At 60.8% G+C, this 20,872-nt stretch carries 22 protein-coding genes and 2 pseudogenes; 15 read left to right on the plus strand and 9 right to left on the minus strand.

Annotated elements, in window-relative coordinates:
- From EA462_RS00290 to EA462_RS00300, 3 genes are all read left to right on the plus strand, one after another.
- Entirely contained in the window at nt 1-723 is a 723-nt protein-coding gene (locus EA462_RS00290; protein WP_124176584.1) for a DUF5828 family protein, read from the plus strand.
- A gap of 138 nt (nt 724-861) precedes the next feature.
- Complete coding sequence (locus EA462_RS00295; RefSeq protein WP_124176585.1) at nt 862-2,052, plus strand: inorganic phosphate transporter; 1,191 nt, start codon at nt 862-864, stop codon at nt 2,050-2,052.
- Nucleotides 2,053-2,123: 71 nt separating this feature from the next.
- Nucleotides 2,124-2,861: a hypothetical protein gene (locus EA462_RS00300; protein WP_124176586.1), complete on the plus strand. Its 738-nt coding sequence runs from the start codon at nt 2,124-2,126 to the stop codon at nt 2,859-2,861.
- Between the two features lie 47 nt (nt 2,862-2,908).
- Here EA462_RS00300 and EA462_RS00305 read toward each other — a convergent pair whose 3' ends face one another.
- Nucleotides 2,909-4,300 carry a hemolysin family protein gene (locus EA462_RS00305; RefSeq protein WP_124176587.1) on the minus strand — a complete coding sequence of 464 codons (1,392 nt, stop codon included), beginning with the start codon at nt 4,298-4,300 and terminating at the stop codon, nt 2,909-2,911.
- 150 nt (nt 4,301-4,450) lie between these two features.
- A complete protein-coding gene (locus EA462_RS00310; RefSeq protein WP_124176588.1) occupies nt 4,451-4,981 on the minus strand; it encodes a hypothetical protein in 531 nt (176 codons plus the stop codon).
- Between the two features lie 148 nt (nt 4,982-5,129).
- Between EA462_RS00310 and EA462_RS00315 the strand changes: the two genes are divergently transcribed.
- Nucleotides 5,130-5,723, plus strand: coding sequence for an L-threonylcarbamoyladenylate synthase (locus EA462_RS00315; RefSeq protein WP_124176589.1), 594 nt, complete (start codon nt 5,130-5,132; stop codon nt 5,721-5,723).
- A 220-nt stretch (nt 5,724-5,943) separates the two neighbouring features.
- Nucleotides 5,944-6,357, plus strand: a complete 414-nt coding sequence (locus EA462_RS00320; RefSeq protein WP_124176590.1) for a hypothetical protein — start codon at nt 5,944-5,946, stop codon at nt 6,355-6,357.
- 13 nt (nt 6,358-6,370) lie between these two features.
- Here the strand turns inward: EA462_RS00320 and EA462_RS00325 are convergent, their stop codons facing one another.
- On the minus strand, nt 6,371-6,757 hold the full coding sequence (locus EA462_RS00325) for a pyridoxamine 5'-phosphate oxidase family protein (RefSeq protein ID WP_124176591.1): 387 nt from the start codon (nt 6,755-6,757) through the stop codon (nt 6,371-6,373).
- Nucleotides 6,758-7,014: 257 nt separating this feature from the next.
- On the opposite strand from EA462_RS00325, the gene EA462_RS00330 reads away from it, so the two are divergent.
- Both EA462_RS00330 and EA462_RS00335 read left to right on the plus strand, forming a co-directional pair.
- Nucleotides 7,015-7,266: a hypothetical protein gene (locus tag EA462_RS00330; RefSeq protein ID WP_124176592.1), complete on the plus strand. Its 252-nt coding sequence runs from the start codon at nt 7,015-7,017 to the stop codon at nt 7,264-7,266.
- Nucleotides 7,256-8,302: a hypothetical protein gene (locus EA462_RS00335; RefSeq protein ID WP_124176593.1), complete on the plus strand. Its 1,047-nt coding sequence runs from the start codon at nt 7,256-7,258 to the stop codon at nt 8,300-8,302. The genes EA462_RS00330 and EA462_RS00335 overlap by 11 nt, the downstream gene beginning before the upstream one ends.
- Before the next feature lie 109 nt (nt 8,303-8,411).
- Here EA462_RS00335 and EA462_RS00340 read toward each other — a convergent pair whose 3' ends face one another.
- Both EA462_RS00340 and EA462_RS00345 read right to left on the minus strand, forming a co-directional pair.
- The gene (locus tag EA462_RS00340; protein WP_165871997.1) at nt 8,412-10,967 is read right to left on the minus strand and encodes a GLUG motif-containing protein; all 2,556 of its coding nucleotides are present in this window, start codon (nt 10,965-10,967) and stop codon (nt 8,412-8,414) included.
- Between the two features lie 843 nt (nt 10,968-11,810).
- A pseudogene (locus EA462_RS00345) lies at nt 11,811-11,960 on the minus strand (IS6 family transposase); the annotation flags it as partial.
- Between the two features lie 103 nt (nt 11,961-12,063).
- Between EA462_RS00345 and EA462_RS00350 the strand changes: the two are divergent.
- Entirely contained in the window at nt 12,064-12,369 is a 306-nt protein-coding gene (locus tag EA462_RS00350; RefSeq protein WP_124176595.1) for a DUF433 domain-containing protein, read from the plus strand.
- A gap of 39 nt (nt 12,370-12,408) precedes the next feature.
- Here EA462_RS00350 and EA462_RS17670 read toward each other — a convergent pair whose 3' ends face one another.
- On the minus strand, nt 12,409-12,540 hold the full coding sequence (locus EA462_RS17670) for a hypothetical protein (protein WP_279386996.1): 132 nt from the start codon (nt 12,538-12,540) through the stop codon (nt 12,409-12,411).
- A 62-nt stretch (nt 12,541-12,602) separates the two neighbouring features.
- On the opposite strand from EA462_RS17670, the gene EA462_RS00355 reads away from it, so the two are divergent.
- On the plus strand, nt 12,603-12,776 hold the full coding sequence (locus EA462_RS00355; RefSeq protein WP_124176596.1) for a DUF1059 domain-containing protein: 174 nt from the start codon (nt 12,603-12,605) through the stop codon (nt 12,774-12,776).
- Nucleotides 12,777-12,939: 163 nt separating this feature from the next.
- Nucleotides 12,940-13,566, plus strand: a complete 627-nt coding sequence (locus EA462_RS00360) for an OsmC family protein (RefSeq protein ID WP_124176597.1) — start codon at nt 12,940-12,942, stop codon at nt 13,564-13,566.
- Between the two features lie 194 nt (nt 13,567-13,760).
- Here EA462_RS00360 and EA462_RS00365 read toward each other — a convergent pair whose 3' ends face one another.
- The gene (locus EA462_RS00365) at nt 13,761-14,219 is read right to left on the minus strand and encodes a pyridoxamine 5'-phosphate oxidase family protein (RefSeq protein ID WP_124176598.1); all 459 of its coding nucleotides are present in this window, start codon (nt 14,217-14,219) and stop codon (nt 13,761-13,763) included.
- Nucleotides 14,220-14,292: 73 nt separating this feature from the next.
- Complete coding sequence (locus EA462_RS00370; protein ID WP_124176599.1) at nt 14,293-16,050, minus strand: histidine kinase N-terminal 7TM domain-containing protein; 1,758 nt, start codon at nt 16,048-16,050, stop codon at nt 14,293-14,295.
- A 305-nt stretch (nt 16,051-16,355) separates the two neighbouring features.
- On the opposite strand from EA462_RS00370, the gene EA462_RS00375 reads away from it, so the two are divergent.
- Complete coding sequence (locus tag EA462_RS00375; protein WP_124176600.1) at nt 16,356-17,117, plus strand: DNA-directed RNA polymerase subunit epsilon; 762 nt, start codon at nt 16,356-16,358, stop codon at nt 17,115-17,117.
- A 75-nt stretch (nt 17,118-17,192) separates the two neighbouring features.
- On the opposite strand, the gene EA462_RS00380 is transcribed toward EA462_RS00375, so the two are convergent.
- Nucleotides 17,193-18,032 (minus strand): NAD(+)/NADH kinase, encoded by an 840-nt coding sequence (locus tag EA462_RS00380; RefSeq protein WP_124176601.1) that lies wholly within the window; start codon nt 18,030-18,032, stop codon nt 17,193-17,195.
- Nucleotides 18,033-18,203: 171 nt separating this feature from the next.
- On the opposite strand from EA462_RS00380, the pseudogene EA462_RS00385 reads away from it, so the two are divergent.
- From EA462_RS00385 to EA462_RS00400, 4 genes and pseudogenes are all read left to right on the plus strand, one after another.
- A pseudogene (locus tag EA462_RS00385) lies at nt 18,204-18,329 on the plus strand (KaiC domain-containing protein); the annotation flags it as partial.
- Nucleotides 18,330-18,411: 82 nt separating this feature from the next.
- Nucleotides 18,412-18,672 carry a hypothetical protein gene (locus EA462_RS00390; protein ID WP_124176602.1) on the plus strand — a complete coding sequence of 87 codons (261 nt, stop codon included), beginning with the start codon at nt 18,412-18,414 and terminating at the stop codon, nt 18,670-18,672.
- A 38-nt stretch (nt 18,673-18,710) separates the two neighbouring features.
- Entirely contained in the window at nt 18,711-19,961 is a 1,251-nt protein-coding gene (locus EA462_RS00395) for an RNA-guided endonuclease InsQ/TnpB family protein (RefSeq protein ID WP_124176603.1), read from the plus strand.
- Between the two features lie 172 nt (nt 19,962-20,133).
- Nucleotides 20,134-20,562 (plus strand): universal stress protein, encoded by a 429-nt coding sequence (locus tag EA462_RS00400; protein ID WP_124176604.1) that lies wholly within the window; start codon nt 20,134-20,136, stop codon nt 20,560-20,562.
- Nucleotides 20,563-20,872 lie beyond the last annotated feature (310 nt).

Below are 20,872 nucleotides of genomic sequence, written 5' to 3' on the forward strand. Positions count from 1 at the left end.
ATGGAAGAGAGCATCTCGGGATTCAAGGTTCGCGGCGACTGGGGCGACGTCGTCGAGCACGGCGAACGCATCACGCGGGCGCTTCGCGATGCCGACGTTCACGACCCCGACGAGGACACCAACGCACGCTTCTCTCGAGCGTTCGACGAGTGGGAGGAGTGGCGGCCGAAGGCTCACGAACGCCTCGAGTCGGACGTCAGCGAGAAGACGGCCGAGCAGGCGAGCGTCGAGGAAGGAAAGGGAGAAAAAGCCGGCAAGAAGCCGGACGAGGACATCAAAACGGCCGGAGAGAAACTCTCGGAATCCTACGAGCAACTCGAAGAAGACGATCCGGAAGCCGCAGTCGACAACTGGCGAGAGTCGATCGACTACGTGGCGCGAGCGGCTGACTCCGCGGGACGAAAGGCGCTTCGCCGCGTCGAGGACACGGTCTATCAGAACGTGATGACCCAGCTCGCACCGTACTACTTCGACAACGAACTCATCAGCGCGAACATCCAGCAGTCGACTCGCGGGACGGACAACGGACAGCAGTTCGCCTTCGAGGTCAACGTCAACGACGACGTACTCAAAGACGAGGTCTCCGATCGCCTCGCGGAACTCGACGACGAGATCGACCGCTGGCACGTCGAAGTCGAGAAGGACACCGACGCCGCCGAAGCCATCGAAGGTGCCGAAGCGCCACCGGAGCCGACGGACAACTCGAAATCGACGACGAACTGACCGCGTGACGACCGTCGGCCGGATCAGCTGGCCGTCGGCCGATCGAATTCAGTGGGCTGTCGATCGAACGGGTAACGGACGACGTCCTCGAGTCGAGGTCGGCACACACTTGTAGACCCCCCCAGTAATCCCCCGTAAATGGTCGAGATCGTAACGATCGCGACGTTTCTAGTTGCCGCGGTCGCGAGTCTGTTTATGGCCTGGGCGATCGGTGCCGGCTCGAGCGGATCGACGCCGTTTGCCCCGGCCGTCGGAGCGAACGCGATTTCGGTGATGCGGGCCGGCTTTCTCGTCGGTATCCTCGGATTCGCCGGTGCCGTGTTACAGGGAGCGAACGTCTCCGAAGCCGTCGGGACGGAGCTGATCGGCGGCGTCACGCTGTCGCCGCTGGCGGCGACGATCGCCCTCGTCATCGCGGCCGGACTGGTCGCGATCGGCGTCTTCGCCGGATACCCGATCGCAACGGCGTTTACCGTCACCGGCGCGGTCATCGGCGTCGGACTCGCGATGGGTGGCGATCCCGCCTGGCCGAAGTACGCCGAGATCGCCACGCTGTGGATACTGACGCCGTTCGTCGGGGGTGGTCTCGCCTACGGGATCGCCCGTACGCTCCGGGCGGAAGCGCTCTCGGAGACCACGCTCATCGTTGCCCTCGCGGCGCTCGTCGGCGTCATCGTCGCCAACATCGAGTTCGCCGTCCTCGACTCGGCGGACGGCGGCGCCTCCATCGCACAGGCCTCGAGCAGGATCCTTCCGGTCTCCGAACTCGTCGGCGTCGCGATCGTAACGCTCCTCGTAGCGGGGGCGTGGGCGGCCGTGATCGCGTTCGACCTCGCCGGCGGGGTCGAACGGGGAGAGAGGCACTTCTTGCTCATCCTCGGCGGACTCGTCGCGTTCTCTGCAGGTGGCAGCCAGGTCGGCCTGGCGATCGGACCGCTGATCCCGCTGTCCGGCGATCTCGAGCTTCCACTGATCGCCTTGCTCGTCGGCGGCGGATTCGGTCTGTTGCTCGGTTCCTGGACGGGTGCACCTCGGATGATCAAAGCGATCTCTCAGGACTACTCTTCGCTCGGCCCACGCAGGTCGATCGCCGCGCTCATCCCGTCGTTTCTCATCGCACAGATCGCCGTTCTCTACGGGATCCCCGTTTCGTTCAACGAGATCATCGTCAGCTCGATTATCGGAAGCGGCTACGCCGCGTCGGGAGCCGGCGGCGGCGTCAGCGGACGAAAGATGGCCTATACGGTCCTCGCGTGGTTGCTCTCGCTCGCCGGATCGATCGCCATCTCCTACGTGGGTTACGCAGTACTGGCCGCCATACTGCTCTGACGCGCGACCCCATCAAAACCGCGACACGTCGATATCGAACGGTCTTTACACGATCGGTTGCGAGATCCAGTATGGCAGCGGACGCTCCCGACACCCCGGACGATTCTCGGACGATTCAGTGGCGACGCGACGCCTCGACGTCTCGCGCCGTGTGGCTCCTCTGGTCGCTCGGCGTCGGAACGTTCTTCGCCGCGATTTCGATCGTCGTCTTCTGGCGGCTGTACGACCTGGCCGGTCAGGCTGGAAGCGGCGTCCAGTCGATCGTCGTCGCGTTCGTCGTCGCACTCTTCGTGACGGTTCTTGCGGTTTTGCTCTCGAACAACGCCGAGTCCCAACTCGAGCGAATCGCTCGCTTGCTCTCGATCACGCCGCCGTCGGGGACGGCGCTCGAGCGGGCCACGGACGCGGCGCTCGGTACGATCGTGATGACACTCGTCATCGGCTCGCTCATGGTTGCCGGTCGAATCGTCTCCCAGCAAGGGTTGCTCGGCGACGTCGGCGCGGGACCGTTCACCGGAGCCGCCGCCCTGTTGATTCCGCTCGCGCTCGTCGCCGTCGCGCTCGCATCGTTTCTCCGATCGGCCGGCGCACTCGATCTCGACGACGGCGCGCTCTACCTCGTCGATCCCGACCAGAAAGTGGACCTCTCGACGATCGAAACGGTCTCGAGGCGACGGATTGCCGATGCGACAGTCGTCACGCTCGGATACGCACAGCCGGACGGGCGGTACGTTCCCGGCCCGCGACGGCTCGTCGTTCCACCGGACGTCGCACGCGAAATCGAACGCGCCGTCGACGCTCGACCGTAGCCGACTGGTTCGCAGACGACCGCGCTCGAGTGCTCTCTCGAGGGTCGCTACTCGAGCGAGACGCCGTTTCCGTTCTCTCCGTCCCCCTCCTCCGGCTCTTCGGGCGCTTCGAGTTTGTGGAGTCGGGCTTTCATGATTCGGGTGTTTTCGACGGTTTCGACGGTGATGCGGACGCCATCGAAGGTGATTTCTTCGCCTTCTTCGACGAGTCGACCGGCGCGGTTGAAGATGAAGCCGGCGATGGTTTCGAACTCTTCGCCCTCGGGAAGATCGATCTCGAGCGCCTCGTTGACGTCCTCGATGTTGACCTCGCCGCGGACGAGGACGGTTCGGTCGTCGAGTTCTTCGACGGGTTCTTCTTCGCCGGATTTGAGGATCTCCCCGACGATCTCCTCGATCATGTCCTCGACCGTCACCAGCCCCTCTGTCGTTCCGAACTCGTCGATGACGATCGCCATGTGCATCCGGTTTTCGCGCATCTCCGTCAGTAACTCGTCGATATTCTTGGATTCGGGGACGTGGAGGGTCGGCTGGACGAGGTCGGTGAGTTCGAGGTCCTCAGCTTCGGTTTCGCCGTAGTTGAGATCGCGGACGAGATCGCGGATGTGGACGACGCCCTGGACGTTGTCGAGGCTCCCCTCGTAGACGGGAATGCGGGCGTGACCGCTCTGAATGCAGGTTTCGATAGCCTCGTCGATGGCGGCGTCTTTTGGGACGGCGGTCATGTCGAGTCGGGGGGTCATGACCTCTTTGACGATGGTGTTGTTGAACCGGAAGATGCGCGTGAGCATCTCGTGTTCTTCTTCCTCTAAGACGCCCTCGCGCTCACCGGATTCGATCATCTCCTGGATTTCGTCGCGGGTGACGTAGGGGGATTCGATCGCGCCGGTGGAGCCGGTGAGTCTGTTGACCTGGCGGGTGAGGTAATCGAAGAGGACGATCAGCGGAAAGAGGAAGTATTCGGTGGCTTTGAGCGGTTTGGAGATGCGGATCGCCCAGGATTCGGTGTTTTCGACGGCGTAAGATTTGGGCACGCTCTCGCCGAAGAGAAGGACGATCGCGGTGATGCCGAAGGTCGCGAGGATAACGCCGAGCAGGCCTCCGAAGTGAATCGAGAGCACCGCGGTGGCGATCGAGGACATCGCGATGTTGACGATGTTGTTACCCACGAGGATCGTCACCAGCAACCGATGGGGGTCGTCTTTGAGCCGTTTGACCAGCGCCGCCCCCTCGGTACCGTCCTCGACCATCCCCTCGAGACGGTGTTTGGGAAGGTTGAACATGGCGATCTCGGACGAAGAGAAAAATCCCGAGAGTGCGATGAGGACGACGACCGCGAGGCCGCCGAAGAGCGTCACCGTCGACTCCGCGATTTCGAGGCCCACCACGGGCACGTCGTAGGCAGCCACCACCATCTCGAGAGGGAGAGAGAACACCATTGATACGATGAATTCGTCCCGAATCGGTTAACCGTTTACCATCTCGGTCGACTTCGACGGCGACGACGCGGTCACGTGCCCGTTTCTCGAACGAACGCGGAGATCGATCTCGTCTTCTTCGGTTCCGCTCGAGTGATGGACGGCCGGCCGTCACTCGGTTCCGTCGGTGTCGAACGTCTCGGTTCCGTCGCGCCCGTCGGTGAACGTCACGCGAACGGATTCGGGCTTCCACGACGTCTCGACGCGGACCAACCGAATCTGTGGTGCCCAGTCGTCGGTCGTTCCCCGCCGGCGGATACAGATGTAGCAGTGGACGCGTTCGTTCTCGCGAACGACGTGAGTGACGCGCGCACTGGTCGACTGGCCGGAAGAGCCCACGACGATTCCGACCGCGAACGACTCGTCGAACGCCGTCCGTTCGAGACGCTCCCGGTCGTCGGCCGACAGCTCCACGTCGTTCTCGGATGCGATCCTCTCGGGAGGCTCGAACCGATCGATGTGAGCGGGCCGCGTCGCCAGTATCGCCGTCTCTCTACCGATCCATCGACTCAATGATCCCAGTTCCTCACTCTCGAACTCGAGGTGATCGGCGCGCAGCGAGGGCCGGGAACACCGCGTCGGAAGCGAACAGCCCGCGAACGTCGTCGTTCCGGCCGTCGCGAGGAGGGCACGGCGGCGCATGCCGATCACCTCGGCGGGAACCGGTAAGTGTCTTGCCGTGTTCGACCGAGGCCGCCTTCCGTTCGTCCGCCGACCGTGTCGGTTCGCACGCCTCGTCGTTTCGAGGCGGGACGGTACGCTTTTGCCCGCAACGCTTCGATACCCCGGTATGGATTCGGACGTACTCGAGCGAGCCGCGACGGTGATCCACGACGGCGAGTTGGTCGTCTATCCGACCGAGACCGTCTACGGGCTCGGGGCGGATGCGCTCACACCAGCGGCCGTCGAACGCGTGTTCTCGATCAAAGGACGCGATCGCTCGAAGCCGATCTCGCTCGCCGTCCCCCGATTCGACGTCGCACTCGAGGAGGGATACGTTCGTGCAACCGATCGAGAGCGCCGGTTCGCCGCCGAGTTCCTTCCCGGACCCGTTACGCTCCTCTGTGAACGACGAGCGCGTGTTCCGGGCGTCCTCACGGCCGACCGAGATCGGGTCGGCGTTCGGGTCCCCGACTGCAACCGTGCGCTTTCGCTGCTCGAGCGTCTCGACACCCCGATCACGTCGACGAGTGCGAACGTCAGTGGCGAGCCGAGCGCTCGTCGCGTCGAAGACATCGACGAGTCGGTTCGAAACGCCGCCGTCGTCCTCGACGGTGGGCAGACGCCGGGAACCGAGAGCACCGTCGTCGATCTCTCGACCGAGACGATCCACCGACGGGGTTCGAAAGCCGATCGGATCGACGCGTGGCTCACCGACAACTGATCACTCAGGGGCGGGGGTTTCCTCGCTGACTAAAGATGAACTCCGCCGACTGAGCGCTGTCCTCCTTCGATCCACGGGGATCGCTTCCGTGATCGGTGATACTTCCGTCCGCCCAGCCCTCGACAACGCATCACTCGCTTTTCGCGATTGCTATCACTGATCGCTAATAGTTTCAATAAAATGAATGTATTTATATACTGTCTGTCGGTGATGACTCATCATGACACGGCATGACGTACTCCTCAAAGTATCGGCACTGTTCGGATTCGCGTTCGGACTCGGACTCGGAGTCTATCAGACATTTACGCTCGATCCGATGATTTCGACCATGCACGACGGCGTTCCGTACTGGATGCGTGTGACCCACATTCACATTCTCGGGCTGTCGCTCGTCACGTTCGTGCTCTCGTTCGTGATCGACGACGCCTTCGAGTCCCATCGCGGGAAAGTCGCCTGGCTAACCGTTCTCGGCCAGTGGGGAACACCGCTGACACTCTATCCGGTCGTCGCCCTCGGGATCGTAGTCTTCGGCCCGATTCACAACCTCGTGTCGCTCCTCACGTTCGTCGTAGTTCTCGCGTTCGCGGTCGCGTACGCTCGATCGTGGTCGCAGGTGAGCGAACCCGATCGATAACGATCGCCTTCGCTCAGTACGTCCGATACGTCGCCGAGCCGATGTCGATCCGAACGAGCGCGTTTTCGTCGTAGGCGTCGGGCTTCACGTCGTATCGCTCGTTAATTCGTCGGCGGGCGGTAGCTGTTCGTTCGTCGTCCTCGATTACCGTCCCGGTCCCGAGCATCGTCACCACCCAGTCCGGATCTCCCGCATCGTCCGCCTGAATCGACAGGGCGACACGTGAATTTTCCCTGATGTTCTCGAGTTTCGTTCCCGTCGTCACGATTTCGATCACCTCGTTCTCGTACCGATACCAGACCGGTGCGACGTGTGGCAGTCCCTCCCGACAGGTCGCGAGATGTGCGATCGGTGTTTCGGTCTCGAGTCGCCGCTTCGCTTCCGGTGGAACGATCGCCATGGCTATCCTTGCGAGACCACGCGGGAAAACGATCACCGTGACAGTCCCGACTCTCGACCCAAACCGTCTTTGGATCGACGACCGTATCCTCGGGCGGCCGATGACGATCCACTCGCTCCGATTCGGACTCGGCATCCGACGATGACGAGCCCTATGAGTACCGAGGCCGACCTTCTATCCACACAGTAACAAGATTTCGCTAACAGACGAAAGAATACAATGTTCTGGTGCGCAGGAATTGAAAAAGTGGGGAATGAATGTACGAAAACGATCAGCCGAGGGAGACAGCGCATCAATGTGGTTCCGTAGCCCTCGTGTTGTTTCCACCGACATTAGACATCGGTCTCCTTGGAGTCCAAGGCGTCCAGACAGTCACCGCCGAGGAACCGATCATCCTCGAGGATTCCAGAGGAAACCTTCTGGAGATCGATGGCGAGTTGGGTCCAACCGTCGACCGAAAGCTCGAAGTGACCGGGACGGGCGTATCAGGTGAACGTAGTGTCCGATGAGAATAGACTGAGTCGCCGACAGCTACTCGTTCGAGGTGGTGGTGGCGTCAGCCTTATCGCCGGCGGCGTTGGCACCTACAACGAGATACTTGGCTATGACCGGTTGACGGGGACGAACGTCGTCCGACAAGACCTCGATCCGATAGTGAGCGAACATCTCGGGGCAGCAACGGACACGCTTACGACGGTTTCTGGACGACATATCGATCACGAGAACGGCGCACTCACCGTTCAGGAGGTGGCTGTCTCGAATGGGAGTGAGGCTGGAAATGGACCCAGCACTCTCACGTCATTCGAGTGGTCTGAAACCTCACCAGCGGAAGCAGCCAAACTCGACGAAGAATTAGGACTCGACACCGAGGGTAGCCCACTCGAGCAACTGACGACCGATCTCTCCGCACTCGAGGCGACAGAGATAGACTTCGTCTACGGTACGCTCGCGGAGTTTTTCGAGTACGCTCGAGAAGGAGAGTCACGACCGTATACCGTAGACGCACTGCGAGGACGTGTCGGTGGTGTCGATCCCGGCGTCCTCGAGGAGTTTACAGGAACACCAGCGTCCGACGTCGAAGCCCTCATCGACGGGTTGGCGGATGGCTTTCAGGAATTTACCACGTACGACGCCTCGCGGTACCTCGCCGGTTCGCTCGAGGATAACGTCCTGTTCGGCCGGGGCGACCTCCGCGCTCGATTCGAGTCACCGGCCGATTTCACTGCCATTGTCGGGGGTGAGAACGACGGTCTCGACTGTACGGAAATGAGCCGGCGAACGATCGAAGCTGTTCACACTGCGCATCCACTCGAGCAAACGGTGCCCGTCGTCGCAGGCTATGTCAGGGACCTTCGCCACTCCCATTTTTACGTGACGCTGGCGACGGTCACTCGTGTCGATGGCGAACTCGTAATTCCGGTGACGTTCGTCGATTACATGTACACGACGCTCGTCGACGATTTCCGACTCGACCGACTCGCACGTGTCGATCCGAGTGCATACGACCGCTATCACCGGGCCGACGAGATTCGGTGGTTCAGCTAGAGGAAACCGAGAGCAACTGCGCATCCCACCGGGGTAGCGACGGGTATCTACCAGATTTTAACCGCAGAAAGCAGCGGCGGAACACCACTACCGCCGACGAATTTGGTTATCATCTACGACGGACGGCCGTAAGTGCCAGCAGGGCTATGGAAACGAGTGCTGCGAGGACCCCAAAGCCTGGTTGCCCGTCGTCGAACTCGTCGTCATCGTCGCCAGCGGTATCATCGGCATCAGCTTCATCGTCGTCACCAGCGTCCTCGGAGACGGATTTTGTCCCCTCCACTTCGTCTACGAAGCTCTCTCCTTCCGCGATCACGACCCCGAAATCGTACATCCCTTCCTCTTCTGGGGCGGGGAGGGTGGCTTGGACGAGCTCGCCATCTCCGGCCTCGATGTCGAGGGCTTGTATCTCCGATGTCTCCTCGTCGAGATAGAACTCGGCCTCGACGGTCCCGTCTCCGTCCCCGTCGTTCTCGATCGTGACCCAGATGTCCACATCCGCTCCGGGTGCGGCCGTAATCGGCTCGGAATAAATAGCGCTCACGCGCCACTCGGGCTCTGGTCCTTCGACGATCATCGTCTCGGTTGTTTCCGCCTCACCGACGCTGATGGTGTACTCGTACTCACCCGCTTCGTCGGGAGCAATCAGCGAGAACTCGGCGTCGTCGGCTCTCCCAGCGTCTAACTCGAGAATTTCGGACTGGTCATCACCCTCGAGGTCGAGCGTGACGTTTGCATCGCCGGCCACGTCACCTTCGTTCGCAATGGTGACGATCACGCGCTCTTCATCGCCGGGCTCGAGAATCCCGTAGGCTGCGTCGACGTAGATGATGGTAAATTCAGGCAGTTCTCGCTCGGAAACTGATAAGTTCGTCGCGACCTCATCGTCAGCGGCGGTGATTTCGTACTCGCCCACGTCGTTGAACGTCTCGACGACCGATACCGTCTTTTCGTCTCCACCGTCGATCGTTACCGTTTCGTTTGCTAACTCGTCATCATTGGCCTCGAACCTGATCGTCTCCGTACCCGTTTCGTCGCCGTCGTTCTCGAGCGTCGCGGTAATCGCAACCGACTCGTTCTCCTCAATCTCGGTTTCGTTGAGTGAGAGGTCCGTCGTCGAGATGTCCGCGGGATCCGGTGATGGTGAAGGCGACGGTGAGGGCGATCCTGATGCGTTGATGGTTACCGATTCGGTATCGGTGTCGCTCTCACTCGAGACGGTGATGGTTCGGTCACCGTCGTCACCGCTCGACGTGGCCCAGGTGAGTGCAAACGAGTGGTCGCTTTCGCCACTGTCGACGTCCACCGCTGAGTGGTCTAAATCAGTCGAGGTGGTATCACTCGTGAGCGTGACGGTTTGCTCGCCGTCTGCACCCCAATTAGTGGCCTCAGCGGTCACGTCGAGGTCGTCACCCTCATCGACTGGCGAGTTCGTGTCTGTGATGTTCACTTCGTGGAACGGGCTGGTATCCTCCCACTCGAGGGCGGGGTAGTCGTCGGTGACGTGCCATGTTCCCTCACCGTCAGGAAACTCGAAGCCGTCCATGTTGTCGGTGGCTTTCAAGCCGGTCATTTCGGCGGTCGAGAGCGGTGTGCCACCGTCGGAGTCGGGCTGGTTGGTTGCGTCGATGTCCCAGTAGGATCTCTCGACTGAACCAGCGTTGTCTCCGACGAGACCACCGATGGTAGGTTCCTCACCCTTTACGGTACCGGTCGTAAAGGACTCAGCGATTAGGCCGCCACCGGCGTTTTCCTGGTTTAATCCGACCAGCCCGCCCACGTTCTCATCACCCTCGACGGGGCTGCTGGCGGTCGCGTTCCGTACGATCCCGTTGTGATTCCACCCGACGAGGCCGCCAACTTTCTTGTCCCCGTTCACCGTCCCGGATGCGAACGAGCCATCGACATCGCTCTCGGTACTTCCGACGAGGCCGCCAATATTTTCCTCACCTTCGACGGTCCCTGCCGCAGATGAATCGGTTATCCCCCCTCCCTGATCCGCAAATCCTAGTAAGCCGCCGACGTTCTCACTCCCTCCAGCAGCGACAGTAACATTCGCCCGGGAATCTATGATATCTCCGGAGCCACCTCCCAATTCCGTACTGTATCCAACGAGTCCGCCGACCGTTTCCCCTTCTTCAACTGTAACTGTCCCCTCGGCTGAAACGCTCTCAATTTCGGCATTGTTGCTTCCAATGAGACCACCAATTAGACGCCCAGAGTTCTCATCTGACTCGACTGTTACCGTCGCACTGACGTCGGTAACCGATCCACCCGTCGTCCGTCCGACGAGGCCCCCGACGTTCTCCTCACCGCTGACGGTCGCATCCTCGAGGTGGACATCTTCGATGGTCGCGTCTTCGTTCATCACACCAAAGAGGCCTACGTCGGATCCACCACTCTGGTTGATGTACAGATCCAAAATTGTGAAACCGTCTCCGTCGAAGGAACCCTCGAACGCGTCGTCGTTGTCGCCAATCGGCTCGAACCCGTCGCCGTCGTTCCAGTCTTCGGTGTCGCTCGCCTCGATGTCGTCAGTTAGAACGTAGTCTTCATCCAGTCCGTGCTCATTGATACATTGCAACTCACTGAGGGTTGAAACAGCATAAGCATCACCTCCCTCTAGGTAGGTGATTTCCTCACAATCGGGTTCGGTAGCGGCCACGGTGCCCGTGAGGGCGATTGAAGCGACAAAAACGGCGACTACGACCGTCCCAATCACTACCCCCCACCTCATCGCCAACCCTGGACTGACGCTGTGTTATTGTGGTTCGGCAACCGACGAGGATAACTGCAGTTGAACCACCGCTTCCACAGGGGTTCCCACCACCGTTCGATAGCAAAACATTGTCTGGAAATCATATATGTCAGTTGCTAACTGATCGTATATACTTACCGATGATCAAACAGTTCACAGATGAATAGTCTGTTCGTCGCGAACCATCACATACTTTTAAAAATCAGTCTCTAATATGCCAAGAAGTTACGAACGGAGACGACTGTTTCTTCGTCGGATTCCCGTTCTCGAGGGGTCGTACTGGCCCGCGTTCGAGACGTAATCTCGTCGAGGAAACGGGCCTTTCTCGGATGGCGATCTCTCACACCACCAACACCGACCCCGAAGAAGGAGGGCCTCGAACACACCGAGGGTGGCTACCAGACGACTCCGAAGGGGGCGGCCGTCTGCGACGTGACAGAGACCTATCTCGACACACTGGACGTACTCGAGTCGAACATGCGCGTCGAGTTGTGTTTTTTGCCGGATGCTCTGCCACGGAATCTCGACTTCGACGGCCACACGATCGATTCCTATCGTGAATCGGAGGGCCACGAGACGTTCGTCACCGAGGAGATCCAGTTTTCGTTCGCGATCCATGACCACACTCGTCGCACACAACGATGCCGGTATCCCAATCGTGCTAGTCGAAGGCGATTCGATCACGCTCCGAGGCTGACTCGAGAGGTATTTCAGACGTATCGAGCGCACGCAACGCCGGTTGACGGACTTCTCGAGGACTCGAACAGTATCCACAAGCGAGAGACCACGGAGATGAAGCTGGATACTGAGTTGCATCAGCTCGTGCGGTGTCGCTTCTCGCTCCACGACGTCTAACCGGATCTCTGGGCTGGATTCGGTGAGGATGGTGCGTTCGGGCATAAGCATCGCGAACGCCGCCGCCTCACTCGTTCAAACCCTAATCTGAACAGCACCCAGTAGATCGGGCACGAATTTAGTACAGATAGCGCTCGAACAAGACTCTATGAGCATCGTACAGGATCCCGAACACAGCGATGGAGCCCCAACGATCGAGGATACCGGTATCAGGGAAAAAGATATCGTAGTCGCCTACGAGCACAGCGGATACAAACCCGGCGAGATTACCCAGTTGTATCCGGATCCCCTGCTCGGTGATGTCCATCGCGCACTCGCCTATTACTATACTGTCGGACAGAACTATTTGAAGATCGGTCGCTCTCCTGCAGCCGTCTCCGATGGCGACGGCCGCGAATTTGTGACCGACTTCCCACTGACTTCTGTCCGACAGTATCAGTGGGGGAGGGTCTAAGAGCGGTTCACACTTCCAACGTCAGCGAGTTGGATCGAATCAGGTTGCATCGAGTTGCGGTGGGTGCGACAGCCGACACGGACCGGGGACGGATCGATTTCTCCTCGACGCCGTCCGGAACTGCCCCATCGTCTCGAGGCCGACGTCGTCGAACCGTTCGGACGCGTCCATCGAACCGGGCTGAAAATCGAAGTCGCCAGCAGGTACATGGCGCTCGACCGACTCTATCAGACATGGTCACTGAACGATATCGTTTTCGGTGTCACGACGTCGCAGATTGTGACGTGATCGTCTACAGCGAGTTCGAGGAGTCGATATACGAGGCCGCACGCTCTCATCTGAAGGATGTCCACGGGCGAGACGTCTCCGACGAAGACGTGGCACCATACATAGAACACCTGTCATAGATCCGTCCAGATCTGCGGAATCGGTTCCGTCGGCACATCGAACCCGACCGCGGACAGACGACAATCCGTTCCAGAGACTGCGTCCCGTTTTCGGAACTGTACTCGATAATCGCAATACGGCCTTAATACCGTGTGTGACCCACTCTCAAACGAAGGAGAACCGATGACGACAGACGACCTGCGACACACCGCAACACAGCGTAAGGGAGAGATCGAGCACGGTCTCGACGCCGGCGGCCACCTCGAGTTCATCGATTGGCTCGAGGCAAATCCGGAAGACGGAGCCCTCGAGTTCCGAGCGACGGGCGATACCGAAGCGGTTGCCAATCGCACCACCGCGACGATCGGTGACTGGGCCCTCGGCGGCGAGGAGATGGGAGGCGATCGAGAACACGTCCTCGAGTTCGGCCTTCCTCCGGAGTTAGAGGAGGCGATGGCGTACGTCGAGCCGACCGATCGGTACGAGGCCATCGAAGGCGCGCTCGCGGGACTCACCGCCTGCATCAACGGAACGATCGTGTGGAACGCGATCCGAGAGGGGATCGACGTCGACGAAGTCACGACGACCGTTCGTGCGCCCGTCGATCTTCGTGCCTTGTTCGGCATTCACGACGTCGAGAAGGTACACGACATGTACGGCGAACTCGAGATCGACGTCGACGTGACCGGTGATCTGAGCGCCGAAGAGCGATCGATGGTCCGTGAGTTCCCGAAGCGGTCCCCCGTCTACAACCTCGTGACGCTGGAACACCCGAACAGACCGCGCCTCGAGATTCACTCGACAGAGTGAGCACGACCCGTATTTTTACCCGGAACGCCTCGTGCGTTTGAGACCGTGGCGTCGTCCGATACCGGCGGAGGCTCGTGCACTCGGTGTCCGATACCGGCGGAGGCTCGAGCGCCCGCCTCTCGGTGGGGAGAGGCGCGGTCGAGCAACGGTTTCGAACTCGTCGGGGAGATTGCCTGACTGCGGTCGCAACCCGGTTATGCTCGCTCGTCGACGTCGTCCATCCGATTGCTGTAGTCCCAGCTATAGACCTCTCGAGGATCGATTCGAATGCAGACTTCCTCGCGGTCGTCGTCGAGTAACCGCCTGGCGAGGGCGGATTCGTCTCCGCCGAGATACCGGTCGACGAGCGCACGGAGAACCGCGGTGCCGTCGTCGGGCGAAACGGTGACGGTTCCGGTTCCCCTGATTCCCCGATAGGGAATCCGGTTCGTCGAAACGTCGAACGCGACTGCCGACTCGTCGCGAAGGAACCGTACCAGATGCGCACTCGCCTGCGTTGCACACTCGAGTGAGCCGTCGTGATAGCGATACCACAGCGTGACGAGCCACAATGATCCATCGGGCCTGTGGGTCGCCAGGCGGATCGGGACGGTGGCGTCTCGAAGGAAGGCCATGACTTCAGCTTCGGTCCACGAGCCGTTGAATTCGGTCACGTGGTTCCGTTTGCGTCGCAGATGCAAAGTTCGGATGGTGGCAGTCGTCGTTCGGTCCGCTGGTCGTATCCGATCACGAACCGTTCGCGTCTGATTCGACGGGAACCTCGATCGTCACGCTGGTTCCTCGCGGCTCACGATCGGCGTATTCGACGTCGGCATCCAGCTCGACCGCGGCCCACCTGATCATCCACATCCCGAGGCCGGAGCCGTGCTCGAGCGCCGTTTCACGACCTGATTTGACCGTGTCAACTTCGTGGAACGGAACTCCCGGACCGTCGTCCTCGATCGTGACGAGGAGGGTTTCGACTCCGACTCCAGGTTCACCGGGTTCATCGAGTTCGAGCGTTAGCCGCGCCCAGGCACCTCCGTTCGGACGCTCATGACCGTCGCTGTCGTGGTGTTGGAGAGCGTTCTCGAGGCTGTTTTCGACGATCGAGTGCAAGGCAGCGTGGCGAACCGGGACCGTTATCTCGCCGTTCGTTTCGGTGTCGATGGTCGCGGTCGGATACCGCTTGCGAAGATCGTCGGCGATTTGTTCGACGAGATCGGTCACCGAGACGGTCGTCGGTGACTCCTCGCCCAACAGTTCGTCGACGGAGCCCGATTTATCTCCGAGTGCTGCCAGCGAACCGCCGCTCTGTTCGATCGCCTCTGCCATCCTCGCCAGCTCCGGGTCGTCGATCCGCTCGGTGAGGATCGCACCGTACCCGTGGACGACGCTCGCGTCGTTTCGAAGGTTGTGACGCAGGATCCGATTGAGTACCTCGAGTTGTTGTCGGCGTCGTTCACGGCCGGTGATGTCGGAACAGACCACGATGTACCCGACGTGGGTTCCGTCAGGATCCGTAAGCGTCGAGGGCGAGATCGCGTACGTCCGCGGACTGTACGTCGATCCGACTTCGATCGGATCGATGTCGGCGCCCGATTCGACCGCGTCACCGATGTCCGCAGCCAGCAGATCGTCGACGGAGCGCTCGATCGCGTCGTCGGTCGAAACGCCGAGCATGGTTTCTGCGGCAGCGTTGAGGCGGACGACCTCGCGTTCCGCGGTGAGAACGAGGATCGGATCGGAGAGGTCGTCGATGGCCGACCGTTCGGCGGCGCGGACGGTCGTCGGGTTGCGCTCGAACATGTCGACGCGCCCGAACGCGTACGCATCGAGGACGACGTGGGGGAGAAACAGGATCGGCGCGAGGTTCAACTGCGGGACCGGACCGAGTTCGAACGTCCACGCGATCAGTGCCAGTCCGGGCGGAAGCGTACTCAGCGCGACCGCGGTCGTTTCGCGTCGAAACAGCGGGCCGTAACTGATGAAGGTATCGACGAGCAAGAAGACGCCGCTGGCGACGGCGAGCGTACAGACGGCGACGATCAGGTACGCCCACGGACCGAAGGTGTACGTGACAGTGGCGACGCCGAAGCTGGGCGACAACTCGAGACCGCTCCACACGAGTCCGTGACTCCCGTTCGTGACGACGACGAGACTCGAGAGAGCGCCGAACCCGACGAGGGCACGAAAAGGAATTTCGTGAACGATCTGTCCGCGGCCCGTATATTTGAGTGCGAAGCCGAGAAACGTGATTCCCGTCCAGACGATTCCAAGCCACGTCAGTGCCTCGAACGCAGTTCTAACCGTCACATCGAAAATCAGTAAAGAAAATCCATAGGAGACACACCAGATCGTCTGGGCGACGAAAACGCCGAGAAACCAGGTGACGCCCGGCTTTCCGCGGTGACGATACAGAAACGCACCGAGCGCTATCGAGCCGAGACCAGCACTGATCGACCCCACGACCGGCCAGCCAACGGGAAGACCAGTGCCAAACATCGACTCTCTACCGGTTTCTCGCCCTCACAAATGTGTCCACCGGATGACCGCCGCCTCGATGTCCGACATCGACTCCGACCGTGAGCCCCGACGGACGTCGCCAAACGGATTCTCGAGGGGGCTGTGGTCGGCGTCGACCGACGGCGGACCGGGTCGCTCTTTAAGTACCTCTCGTTCCAAGGTGTAGATACGAGGAGTATTTTATTCTCAGGAGCCGGAGGCGAGCGGTTTCGACGCCATCCACGCGCCGACGAGTGTGACTCGAGCGAGCATTTTTCCGTCTTCCTCTCGGACCGACAGACGAGATGAGAGACGACGGTGTCGAACCCGAATCGGACTCCGGACTCGAGGACGTATCGACGGTCGAAGGCCGACGAGAACCGGACCGTCGCCGCCGTCTCGAGACGCGGGCCGGCTCCGGCTCGCTCTCTCGAGCGGACGTACGGCGGGACTCGACGGTTCGTCGGTGGGGCGTCGTCACGCCGAGTGCGACCGTGATCGGTCGCCCCGACTCGCCGGAGGGTGACCTCTCGGAGAGCATTCGCCGCCTCCACGACGAACAGCACGCGGCGACGCCGGGGTACAGCGAGCGCGCACACCACCTCGATCGGTTGCGGACCACGCAGGCGTTGTGTAACGCACTCGAGGTAACACCCTGGCAGCGCGACCTCGCACTCGGCGTCATGGACGAAATCGATCTGACGGAGTTTGGCAGCCAGCGGGCGATCTCGAAGGTCGCGCTGGTCGTGATCAGACACGTCGTCGACGCGGACCGGCAGGCGTACTTCGGGCTCGACGACATCGACACCCAGGCACTGTCGGCCGATCGGATGGACGAACTCTTCGGTCAGTACCGCGCCCACGACATCACCGACGAGTCGACCTTCCGCCGTCTCGCCGGCCAGATCGGTCTCGATACGACCAGTCTGAACCGCCTCCGTCGCGTACTGCGGGCCCAGCTCGAGGACGAACTACCGGCGTACGGACGAAACCCCTACCGCGATCCCAACCTCCCCGAACCGAGTCTGGGGAGTGACGAACCCGACGTCGATGAGACTCCGGGGTGACGAACCTACTGCTGATGTGAGGAGTCGCCAACTCAGCGTTGATCCGAGAGATCACAACTCGGCGCTAAGCGTCCCTCACTCGAGTTTCTCGAGTCCTCGGAAGAAGTCCGCCTTCGGTCCGACGAGCCTGACGGGTTCGTCCGCGAGCGAGACGGAGACCGCGACCGGTGGCTCGAGGCGTCGCCGGTTGCGGCCGTCGCTGATCACGTAGGCCGTCTCGACGTCGGAGACGGTGAGCGTGAGTTCGGAATCGGGTTCGACGACCAGCGGCGGCATCGAGTCGATCGCGGCCATCTGCGTGACGATCAGGGCGTCGGTCGACGGGTGAACGAGCGGTCCTCCCTCGCTCAAATTGTACGCGGTCGAACCCGTCGGGGTCGCGACGAGGACGCCATCGGAGTGATTCTCGGCGTATCGTTCGCCGTCGATTCGAACCTCGATCGTCGCACCGCCGCCGTGGCCGCGACGCGGTCCGTGAACGACGATCTCGTTGAGTGCGGGCTCGAGTGTCCAGTCGTTCTCGCAGGTCGCCTGCAGTCGGTCGAGCGTTCGGCCCTCGGCTGGATTTCCCCGCCGATACTGCTCGACGAGGGTCGTGACGGCTTCGACGGCGTCTTCGGGGGAGACGGCGTTGAGAAAGCCGACCTCACCGAGGTTGACTCCGAGGATCGGCGTCGAGCCGACTTCGCGTGCGACGAACAGGAGCGTTCCGTCGCCGCCGATACTCACCACGAGATCGCGACCGGCCATCGCATCGACTGGCACGGAAGTCGCATCGACGGCTTCGCCGGTCGCTTCGTCGACGACGAGGTCGTCTCCCTCGCGATCGAATCCGAGGGCGTCGACCAGCGCTTCGGTGAGTTCCTGTGCTCGCTCGTTACCACGTTGGGCGACGATTCCGACGGCGGCGTCCATCGTCGGCGGATACCCGTTCCGGGGTCAAAAAGCCACGCTTCGGCCGGCAACAACATTCATCCCGCTGGACTGACTGCACGTAGGTGAACGAGCCGTCTTTATCGCTCTCGAGGAGTGCCGAGAGCGGGTGATGCACACGCCACCGAGAAGGGGTTCGCCTTCGACGAGTACGTCCCGGACGACCGTCTCGCGATCGAGCTTCAAAAGATCAGGGACGCAAATCACGCCCGCGAGAAAAAGCCATACGGAATCACCGGTGACGGACTCTCGGTGTACCAGCAGGGCAACCTCTTTTGAGCGGCGAGCGCGCCACATTCGGATCGGTAAACGCGTCTTTCGCCGTCGAAGCTGTCTGTTCGCCCTCCATACTTTTGCGCCCGTGTCCGCCACGTCGAACACGGTCCAGCGGACGGCGAGCGACGAAACGCGTTCCCGCGACGACGTAGCAGCGTACATCGAACACCTCGCAGAGGTGTTTGCGACCGTCGACTGTACGACCGACGTCGTCGAACGGACCTCGATGCACCGGGGCGAAACTATCTTTGAACAGCGAGAGAATCCCACCGTTTACGGTGGGCGTGAATCGCGTCGCTGGACGACACAATCTACTGTCGGTGGCAGGCTGGATATTCCACGATAATCCATACTATTAAGTTGGATTATATACATAGGCTATACATGGCGATCGAGGTCACTCGAACCTATGTTGGTTCCATCCAGAACCAGCGACAGGTCTGCGATGGGCTCGATTTGCTCGGCGACGCTGCCTCAAAAATCTGGAACGTCGCACGCTGGACAGCCGACCGTATCTGGGATGCAACTGGCGAAGTCCCAGACGAAAGCTCGCTCAAAGCGTATATGAAAAACCAGCCATGCTGGAAAGACCTGAACGCACAATCAAGTCAGAAAGTCATCGAAGAACTTTCTGACGCTTTCCAGTCGTGGTTCGACCTGCGACAGAACGACCTAGAGGCGAATCCGCCCGGCTACCGCAAACACGGCGACAAACGACCCAAGAGTACGGTCACGTTCAAAGCAGATGGCTTCAAACACGACCCCGAGAACAATCGCGTCCGACTGTCGAAAGGGTCGAATCTGAAAGAAACGTGGGCGGACTTCATTCTCTGCGAGTATCAGGCTCGCCCCGACGTTGACCTCACCGAAGTCAACACGGTACAGAACGTTCGTGCCGTTTGGAACGGCGACGAGTGGGAACTGCACTTCGTCTGCAAAGTCGAACTCGAAACCAACGATTCCGCAGGCGATGGCGTTGCAGGGATCGACCTCGGCATCAAGAACATCGCCACGGTCGCGTTCCCCGACGAGTACGTCCTGTACCCCGGCAACTCGCTTAAACAGGACAAGCACCACTTCACGCGAGCAGAGTACGACACCGAGGGTGAGAACGGCCCGTCTGAGAAATCGGTGTGGGCGCGTCGAAAGCTCACAGAACGGGAGACACACTTCTACCACGTCCTCACGGACACCATTATCACCAAGTGTGTTGAACGCGGTGTTGGGACGCTGGCAGTGAGTTGGCCTGAAGACGTGCGTGAGTCCGACTGGGGGAAGATCGGCAATAAGAAGTTGCACTCGTGGGCGTTCGACCGCATCTATCAGTACCTCGCGTACAAGGGTGAGACACGTGGTGTCGAAGTGCTGAAAGAAAACGAGTGGGACACCTCGAAAACGTGCTCACGGTGTGGCGACGATACGAGATCGAACCGCGTAGAGCGTGGGCTGTACGTCTGTTCGTCGTGTGAGTTGGTAGCCAATGCGGATTGCAACGGGGCGGAGAATATGCGCCAGAAGATAACTCCGAGTCCTCACGGCGAGGATAGGAGTAACGGCTGTGTGGCACAGCCATCGGTACACCTGTTCGACCGCGAGAGCGGGATGTTTCGCACGAGAGAACAGATCGTGTCGTAGACCGGCAAATATCCCAACCTGCGGGACGGGAAGCCGCGCCCTTCAGGGCGCGGAGGATGTCACCGAGATCGAACTGAGCTGGAAGCCCTGAGCGCGGTCGTCGATGCGTTCGTTCCGGAAAACGGGAATCGATAGCGAAGTTCTTGGTCCTGTGGACACGTAGTTCGAACCGATGTACGAGACGATCCTCTTTCCGACCGATGGGAGCGATCACGCAGCGCGCGTCGCAGAACACGCGATCGACGTCGCTGAGACTCGAGAGGCGACGCTACACGTGCTGTCGGTCGTCGACGACCGCGCGTTTCTCGTCCTCGATGACGACCGAATCGAACACGTTCGGAAAGACCTTCGATCGAACGCGCTCGAGGCGACCGACGAGGCAGCGACACGGGCGACGGATGCGGGTCTCGAGGTCGAGACCGCCGTCGACACCGGTAATCCCGCGGAGTGTATCGTCGACTACGCTGCGACCAACGACGTCGATCTGATCGTCATGGGAACCAGCGGAGACGAGTACGAGACGAACGTGGTCGGCAGCGTGTCCCAGCGGGTCGTCCGAACGGCACCCGTTCCGGTCACGACGATCGGTCCTGGCATCTGAGACGGTCCGCTGTCAGTCAGGTCAGTACCGATGCGACCGCGACCGTCCGCCGTCGCACCGGTAACACGTTCCAGCAATCCGTACGAGTTCCTGAGACCTCTCGTAATCGTTAGACTCAGTCGCTCACCGCCGGCGCTCGAGCGGCCAGCACCGGGCGTGCTCACCGCCGGTTCGCGAGCGGAGGTGAAGTGACGGTACACGTCTCCGATATCGCATCGGTTGCAACGATAGCAGATAGGAGGACGTCGTTCGATGACCATATGAAAACCCAGGATAGGTTAAAGTGTCCCGCGTTACTCTCATCCGAGGA

The sequence above is a fragment of the Natrarchaeobius halalkaliphilus genome (assembly GCF_003841485.1).
Lineage (GTDB): Archaea > Halobacteriota > Halobacteria > Halobacteriales > Natrialbaceae > Natrarchaeobius > Natrarchaeobius halalkaliphilus.